Annotated in this window: 9 protein-coding genes; 3 read left to right on the top strand and 6 right to left on the bottom strand. The window is 34.2% G+C overall.

Features of this window, described 5'->3' with window-relative positions; genetic code table 11:
- Window positions 1-1,517: alpha/beta fold hydrolase (locus tag HRT50_RS16200; protein ID WP_291616374.1), on the top strand; the 1,517-nt coding region annotated here is incomplete at its 5' end.
- Between the two features lie 388 nt (window positions 1,518-1,905).
- On the opposite strand, the gene HRT50_RS16195 is transcribed toward HRT50_RS16200, so the two are convergent.
- Window positions 1,906-2,430: a hypothetical protein gene (locus HRT50_RS16195; RefSeq protein ID WP_291616371.1), complete on the bottom strand. Its 525-nt coding sequence runs from the start codon at window positions 2,428-2,430 to the stop codon at window positions 1,906-1,908.
- Window positions 2,431-2,582: 152 nt separating this feature from the next.
- Here HRT50_RS16195 and HRT50_RS16190 point away from each other — a divergent pair, with 152 nt between their 5' ends.
- On the top strand, window positions 2,583-2,945 hold the full coding sequence (locus HRT50_RS16190; protein ID WP_291616369.1) for a S24 family peptidase: 363 nt from the start codon (window positions 2,583-2,585) through the stop codon (window positions 2,943-2,945).
- A gap of 154 nt (window positions 2,946-3,099) precedes the next feature.
- Here HRT50_RS16190 and HRT50_RS16185 read toward each other — a convergent pair whose 3' ends face one another.
- The 4 genes from HRT50_RS16185 to HRT50_RS16170 all read right to left on the bottom strand — a co-directional run bounded on the left by HRT50_RS16185 (window position 3,100) and on the right by HRT50_RS16170 (window position 5,857).
- Entirely contained in the window at window positions 3,100-3,501 is a 402-nt protein-coding gene (locus tag HRT50_RS16185) for a hypothetical protein (protein ID WP_291616367.1), read from the bottom strand.
- Window positions 3,502-3,524: 23 nt separating this feature from the next.
- Window positions 3,525-4,148 carry a hypothetical protein gene (locus HRT50_RS16180; protein WP_291616365.1) on the bottom strand — a complete coding sequence of 208 codons (624 nt, stop codon included), beginning with the start codon at window positions 4,146-4,148 and terminating at the stop codon, window positions 3,525-3,527.
- A gap of 121 nt (window positions 4,149-4,269) precedes the next feature.
- A complete protein-coding gene (locus HRT50_RS16175) occupies window positions 4,270-4,824 on the bottom strand; it encodes a hypothetical protein (protein ID WP_291616363.1) in 555 nt (184 codons plus the stop codon).
- Between the two features lie 133 nt (window positions 4,825-4,957).
- Entirely contained in the window at window positions 4,958-5,857 is a 900-nt protein-coding gene (locus HRT50_RS16170; protein ID WP_291616361.1) for a hypothetical protein, read from the bottom strand.
- A 604-nt stretch (window positions 5,858-6,461) separates the two neighbouring features.
- Here HRT50_RS16170 and HRT50_RS16165 point away from each other — a divergent pair.
- The gene (locus HRT50_RS16165) at window positions 6,462-6,974 is read left to right on the top strand and encodes a type II secretion system protein (RefSeq protein ID WP_291616359.1); all 513 of its coding nucleotides are present in this window, start codon (window positions 6,462-6,464) and stop codon (window positions 6,972-6,974) included.
- Window positions 6,975-7,279: 305 nt separating this feature from the next.
- Here the strand turns inward: HRT50_RS16165 and HRT50_RS16160 are convergent, their stop codons facing one another.
- On the bottom strand, window positions 7,280-7,837 hold the full coding sequence (locus HRT50_RS16160) for a PEP-CTERM sorting domain-containing protein (RefSeq protein ID WP_291616358.1): 558 nt from the start codon (window positions 7,835-7,837) through the stop codon (window positions 7,280-7,282).
- Window positions 7,838-8,363 lie beyond the last annotated feature (526 nt).

Genomic DNA, 8,363 nt, shown 5'->3' with positions numbered 1-8,363 from the left:
AAGAAGAAAAAATCCTATTAGTTCATTCTGATTCATACCGATATTTTGGAGCTTTTGATGATGATGGAAAACGTTTTTCATATGCTTCAACTGAAAGAAATGGAAGGGATTTTGATCTGTATACTTATGACTTCATTACCCATTCCTCAAAAATGATTTACGAGTCAAAATTTGGTTTTTATCCTAGAGCATGGCGGCCAAAAACCAGTCAATTGTTAATGGCAGAAGTTAGAGGTGAAGACGCGGTAAACCTTTATATTCTTGATGCAGATAGTGGTAAATCTAATGTACTTTATAACCCCGATATTGCTGCTGATTTTAATTCTTTTGCTTGGAAAAAAAATGGAGAAGGTTTTTACTTTTCTTCAAATTTAAATGGCGAGATGAATGAGGTCTTGTTTTACGATGTAATTTCACATCAAACAACAACTATCGTAAAAAACACATTAAATTTAGAAAAAGTTAGGCTATGTAACAATGATAAATCGCTAATATGGACGATTAATCAAAATGGGTACGATAAGCTTCAAGTATTAAATCTAGTGAACAACAAGCATCAAGAAATAGACATACATAAAGGTGTCTATGAGCTTTCTTGTACTAGTGAAAATAATCTGCTTTCAGTATTAGTGTCTAGTTCCGATACGCCTGGTACATTATATCTTCATGATTTGGATACGGGGTTGACTAAGAGCTTTATCGATCCGGAAATGGCTGGAATTAACCCACAGAACCTAAAACACCCTAAAGTTGTTACTTTCAAAGCACGTGATGGAGTCACAATACAAGGGCTTCTTTACCTTCCTCCAGTTATTCATAAAGGATTGACACCTCCTGTTGTTATAAATGTTCATGGAGGACCAACAAGTCAATCAAGACCAAGTTGGCGGCCTATAAATCAATATTTACTTGGTAAAGGAATTGCCGTTTTAGATATAAATGTACGTGGTTCTACAGGCTTTGGTAAAAAATATGCTCGGCTTGATGATAAGAAAAATAGACTAAATAGCGTCCGAGATTTAGTTGACGCAATTAACTGGTTGGAAAAAAGTGGCCAAGTAAATTCAGAAAAGTCGGCTGTTATGGGGGGGTCATATGGAGGTTATATGGTAAATGCTGTTATGGGGCTTTATCCTAGTACTTTCAAAGCAGGTGCCTCTTTTGTCGGAGTTGCTGATTGGGTTAGAGCTTTGAAGACGGCATCTCCTGGTCTTAAAGCTTCTGATATTATTGAATATGGTGATATACGCGAAGAAAAGTGGCAAAAATTTTATGCGAATAATTCGCCAATAAATACAGTAGGAAAAATCACATCTCCAATGTTTTTTGAACATGGAGTCAATGACCCTAGAGATCCTATTGAAGAATCCGATAGTATGGTTAAAATTTTACGACAAAATAATGTGCCTGTAACTTATCTTCGATTTAGCGATGAAGGTCATAGGATAAGCAAAGTATCAAACAAAATTTTATTTTATAGAGAATTGGCCAACTTTCTTGAACGACACTTAAATTAAGTAAACTAGCTTAACCTACTATTTTTAAATAGCTCACAACTTATTGCTATATCTAGCTCTGTATATAAAAACCAGACAACGACTATCAACCTGAAGCCGCTTTTAAAGCGGTTTTTTCTTAATTATTTGGTTCAATAAAATCATCTTAAATGGTAACTATTCACCTTGAAGCAAGCATTAAATTTTAATGCTGTTAGCTCTACTTTGCGTACATTCGAGAAATTAAATTCAAAGTAGTTACAGTAAGGGCTAAGTATTTTAACTAATAAGTAGCAAAATATTCTCCTGGTAACTGTCCAGGAGGATGAATTAGTACCAAAATTAGCTTGCCGGCTTAGCCAGGTTAAACAAGTTTGGTACTAAAACGTATTACTCCATACTACACATCTCAAATCAATTTCATTTCAACAGCACTTGAATCAGCCCTTTCGTTAAAAGCCTCATTCGGTCTGCTTGGCTCACAATAAACATAATTACTGTGTTTATCTGACCTTAGTTCAAGCAGACAATCAGACTTATAAAAAATCCTATAGCCCATAGCAATAAGTGATTCAGAGCCTACATTAAGCTCTTCACCATTTATATAAACAGTAAAGACATAATCCCTAGTGATCTTGAACTTATTAAAGTAAACCGTATTCACATACATCTTGGTCGCTCCGAAGGGCAGCGCTACAAAATTATTAGGCGCAGTAATAACCGAAACGCTAGCATTACGAAAACTAAAAGAATCAATCGCGCTAATATTTTTCTTAGTAGCCTTAGCGGATAAATTATCACTTTGATTAGAAAGCGCTTTGCCTTTCGTATTTTGTGGTATTTCATTAGGTAAATTATTCGCCAACGGTTTAGCAGTCTCACTGCTTTCACTATCGAAGAAAAAGAAAACCATATACACCAAATAGGCAGCCACAAAGGCGAAGCCAACAATAAGACTAGGAGTAATAGGCGACTGACCAGCGCCCGACTTAGTAGATTTTCCCGTTGCTGTGGATTTATAAAGTTTGAAAACATCTAAAGGAACCTTTTTACGAAGTTAAAGCATCGGCTGGTGATGGGGTTCTAGTGGAAGCAGAAGAGCAAACTCACTTAATCAGCTTTAAACCTGAATGGCTAAATAAAGAAATTGGTGTAAACGCCAATGATGTATTTTTGATGTTAGTAGATGGTGACAGTATGTATCCGACATTAAAGAGTGGTGCCATGATAATGGTGAACAAACACTTTAATGGGTTAAGTGATGGGATTTATGTAATGCGGTATGAACAAAACTTACTTGTTAAACGCTTACAAATGTTGCCTAACGGAATTATCAAAGTGAAATCAGACAATAACATCTACGAACCTTGGGAAATAAATAAAGAAAACCTAGATGGGACAGATATGGAAATTATTGGACGAGTGGTTTGGTCAGGGCAAAGAATGTAATTTCAATAATATTTATTGCCGTTCTATTTTTGTTTTCCCTTTTAGGCTGCTTATTACACTACTTTGAATACGTTTCTAAATCTTCACATGCAGCTTTTCTTGCTTCAATAACCTCTTTATCTCGTGATCCCATTGATGCAAGAATTGCAGAATTTCATTTTTGGTTTGCTATTTGATAGGCTGATTTCTTTTTAGGCTCTGTCACCATAGCAATCTGAGGTTTAAAGTTAATAGAGGCATTACAATACATATTCTGTAATTTAATAGTTATGTGTTGTTTATTCTTATCTTGTTGTAAATAAGAACAAGATTGACGAAATAGCTCTTTGGCTTTTACAGTACATTGAGAAAATTTGGTAGAGTTTTGTCTGTAGTTATTACAAACACTATCCTGTCTTATTTTCCAAATTTGATAACTATAGGCAACGTTATAGGCTTCAAATTTAACTACTTTTGTTTGCATTTCAAAATTATACAGGTCTGAATAATGTTGATTGATACTACTTGATACCATCTTAAAATATGAAGCAAATAAGAATGAAATTGGATCTATCATAACAAACTCCTTTTGTTAGTATTCTAATCTATGAGCTTTGAGAAAAGAGTTTTAAAGTGCGCATTATTTGAATTTATCGCTTCTTTAAGTCCGCTTGTCCCGGTGCCATCACCAACCTCAGAATTGATCAGTTTAATAATATCATATCTTATTATATTAAGTTTAGAACCAATATCTTCGGAAGAAAACCACTTTATTAATAAAGTTTTATCACCGCCAAGTTCATGAGCTTTCCCTCTGAACTCGATCATTAAGTCTACTATCTCAGCATTTTTTAATTCTATTTCTTTAGATACATCGTCACGAGACACAACATGTAATTTGTCCAATGATGCAATCATATTTTTTGTTGCATCAAGTAAGTTTGAATGGAATACATCATCTTTAACTGAAGGATCAATTAGAGCTATTAAAGCAGAACGATATTCACTTACATATTTTATGTATTCTAAAGCCGTGTCTTTTTTACGAGTTAAATTTAAGTCGTCTAAATGCTTTACCCTATTAAAAGCAATCGCCATAAATGCACCAATCATTGCCATGAAAGGTGTCGCGTATTGCGGTACTAATGTACCCGTGAGTTGGCTTGATATAAAACCAGCTATAAATACCAAGATAAGAACTAAAAAAATTTCTTTTGTTGTCATGTTATAAATACTCTAAATTATACTAAACCTTCAAGAATGCTAACGTACGAATAATGGATAAAAGTTGTGTAGCGAAGCGTAACCAATTTTCTCGCGTCCGTTTGAGTAATTTGTTATATTTTTACTTTAACCCAAGCGCGACTGCTATCATTGTAATACCAACACCAATGGTAATTTTCCCCCACCAGCGATCATGCCATGATGGGTCTTTATTTGTAGCATTACTTATAACAACATCAACTGTAGCTGACTCTGACACGGTTTCGATGCCAGCATCTTTTCGAATATCTCTTAGTGCAACTTCTTTTTCTATTTCAGCTTTAAGAGTAAAAAACTTATTTCTTAATATTCTATGATCAGAAATAAATAGAGCGCAAATAAAGAAGATTATTGCAGGTGGTACTATTACCTTATAAAAGTTAAGCATCTCTCCGCCTTCAAAGGGAACAAACGGAATGTTTAACCATAAAGAATCCAAAGGAGGGAAGCTTGTATAACCTATCACCCAAGAAATACCATTATTAATATTATTACCAAGTGTAAATTCACTGCCGTCTGTCCAGATATACAAACCTTTCAGAAGAGTCATTACAAAATATATGATTACAAGGAGTGCTATTAAATAAGCAACTTTAGACTTCCTTCCCGTTTTCTTTAGTTTATCCTTTAACTTCAATTTTAACTCCTAACTGGTATTATTGATGAAATGTAACGCCCTGTTAAGGGGCTAATTGTAGCTGGCTAAAATTTGGAGCGAAAAGCAGAAACAGCCAACTGTAATTTGTCCTACTTGAACTGCTTGTTAGCTTTTAAACCCCAACCGAACTCTTTAGTTTATTGCTCATGCGCTGGAATGCTTCTTCTGACGTTGAATTTGGATTAAATATAGGAACGCTAAACACCCTGTTGTATAAGCCTAATTGTTGATTTGGAATATGTAAAAGCGGAAGTCGCCAATTAAGAATAACGGCAATGCAATTTTCTCCATACTTATCAAAGTTTTCTTTAATTATTGGGGAATATACTTCATCAGCAACTTTCAAATATTCGGAGGTTTCGTTAAGATCTTTTACTACATAGAATTCGTGGTTAGGATTTAATAAATGTGAAATATCAATAGCAGCTACTCCCTTTTGAATAAACTTGCTATCGCTTACAAAACGTTTAACAGATTGTTTTAACGCCTTTTCTATATTTTTCCCTAGTGTTTCTTCTTTCGCGGGTCTTTTACACTCTACAAAAAAAGAATCTTTACTATCAGATGCATTAAAGTCAGCAATAGTATTAAAGCTCAAATTATAACCTGCTCTTTTGAAGTAGCTTGCCATATATAGCTCAAACGAAAAATCACGAGCGGAACTCGGCTTAGTTTTCAACCCATCCTCTTCATAAAGCTCTACACCTGACAGTACTTTTTTTAGGCTTTCATTAACCTCTTTACAATCGAACTCTACCAGCCTTTTATGAATTTCAATTATTTCATGAATTTCATAAACTGAACTTGAATATGATTTATTCTCAATTTTCTCTCTAAACGTTTCTTCTAACCAATTATCGAGAAGTTTTTGATAGTTTTGAGCATATTTTGCCAGTCTACTTGATTTTACATTAAACCCCTTAGTCTCAAGCCAATTAAGTGCTTCTTGATATTTTACTAATGTTACACCTAGTCGTTCTTGTTTAATCTTTGACTTTGTATTGATTGGCATATTAAATCCTTTTGATATAAGAACAAAGCTAACAGCTTATTAGAAGGCAAAATGTCATGTTTTAATACAGTTTTTTCCTCCTTTCATTTTTCTAAAATAAAAAGTAACCTATAAAAAACATTAAATCAATAAGTTAAAAAACAACAAACTGGTCGATGTGTAAAATACAGGTTTATGCCTTATTTCACGTAAATAGGCAGGAATACTATTGGCTGTATAAATAAACAGTGGTGTGGTTGGGTAGTATTAGATTCGTTTAACCTAATTAGTGAAACGTCAGTTTTCGTATCTAAGTGATCTCTATAAGAACTTTTCAGCGAGGGATACAGAATTAACTATGCAGTTTGAGTTTGATTTGGAACCCTTTTTATAAACCTTCAATTTTAATGGTTCCAATAGTGTTCCATGATAGGTTGAAAGCTCATGCAAATAGACATTTACGTCCAATCTAGCATAAGACTGAGTTTTCTGGTTATTGTATTTTATGCCGTGTTATTGAGGCCAAAACTAAGTGAAATGCTATATTTATAAAATAGAGAATACATATACCTTTATTGGTCATAAAGAAAAATATACAACATGCTCAACAATAACTGAGTGATAAATGATAAAGAACAAAGGCTTTACCTTAATTGAATTAGTAGTTGTTATTGTCATACTGGGTATCTTAGCAGTGACAGCAGCACCAAAATTTATGAATTTAACTGATGATGCTTTAGAGGCAAAAGTTAAAGCCAATGCTGGTGCTTTAAGGTCAGGTGTACAACTTGCCCACATGAAGTGGCGCGTTTTAGGGTCACCAGCTGCATTTAGTCAACGCGATAATATTCAACTATATGGGACTGATGTCTCTGGACAAATAGACATTAACCCAGAAGGTTTTCCTGCTCAAAGTTATCCTGGTAGTGATGTAGTAATATCGACAGATAATGACGATGATTGCCTATCTTTATGGGAAGCACTAATAGAAGACGGTGACAACAAAGCAGCGATTGATGATTCGAAAGAATTTATTAGTAACTATGAAGGTAATAATACTTGCTCATACAAGCTAACAAGAAAAGTTGAGTTTGGTTTCATCTATGATTCCACTACAGGTGAAGTTACATTACTTTAATAATTGAGTGTGACTGCTATTATTCTGACCTATCAGATACCAATTTTCTATATAAATAAACTTAAAAAGAAGAACTGAAAATCCTCAGTCTAAGCGATGAAGTGGGCTTTTATTTGGAACCATTTTTATAATTTCCCATTTTTAATATAGGTTGAAATAGTGTTCCGTGTGCTATCTAATCCCAATGTAAATAAAGGTTTATGTCCAATGTGGCATTGAAAAACAACTGCCTTAGTTTCACATGTTTTTAGGTATAAAAAAGGCCCAACGAATATCGAGGTTTCAAATAAAGCTAAGTAGTTAATCTATGCTGATTTTTTTCTTGATAAACCAAGCCCAGCCAGGCAAAGACCAAGTAATGTAATTGACGATGGTTCAGGAATACTGACTAATTCAATTGAAGATGGTTCAGGAACACTGATGCTACTTGAGATACGATAAGTGATTGTTTCACTACAACAACTCTCTGCGGTATCTGCAAAAGCCCAGCTCCCAGCTAAACCGTTATCTATATCAATATGTGAGTGAGAATTTGAAAACCAGCCGGATGCTTTAGCGTAATTACTACCACTGAAAAATTGTGTATTCGAAGATGTATAATCTACGACAAATGTTGACGCAGTGATATTCAATGAGGCGAATAAACCTGAAGTCATTATGTTCCAACCGTATCCAGATTGCTCACTTAAGTCTATGGCACCACATGAACCTTCTAGAAGGCCATCGCTACAAGGAGATGCCCATGCTAAGTCATAACCCCCAAACGTTACATAAGCATCATCTGCTACTTCGCCAGTTAACAGGGTCGCATTAACGCCATTACTCATGATGAAACAAAGTAATAATCCAATATATATTTTCATGTTACCTCGACATTTTTAATAGTTAATTATTCATTATTACAAAGCATATATAGTGCCAATATATAACGTGTTGAAGTTTGTGATATTTAGCTAGTAAAAAAAAAGGTGTGTAAAAATATTTGACAACTTTACATCGCATAACAGCTAATTATGGAAACTTCCCAGTAATATGACATGGATAATTTAAATAATGGTCAGCATTAATAACGGAAACAGACCAGAGAAATTCTAACTGTTACAAAATGCGGATGAATATTTTGTGAAGTGTTGAGCAATCATTGTTGCCATTACATAAGCAATAAGTAGTGGATCACTAGCTTCCATAATTTAGCCTTAATATATCAAATGTAGGTTTGCCCTATGTTTAGCTATTTGCAATGCAAGTTGCACCTTTAACGCGGAAAAATCTTGTTAAAACTGTGCGTTAACTTTTTATAATTTAAGGTGACTAAGTACAAGTACATATCACTGGCCTTTCTTGTAAGTCTTGAATCCATTGATTTATAGCTCTACTCTCTGTTGTTAC

This window comes from Colwellia sp. (assembly GCF_013215345.1).
Lineage (GTDB): Bacteria > Pseudomonadota > Gammaproteobacteria > Enterobacterales > Alteromonadaceae > Colwellia.
The sequence above is the reverse complement of the archived record's forward strand: the minus strand, read 5'-3'. Positions and strand labels throughout refer to the sequence as shown.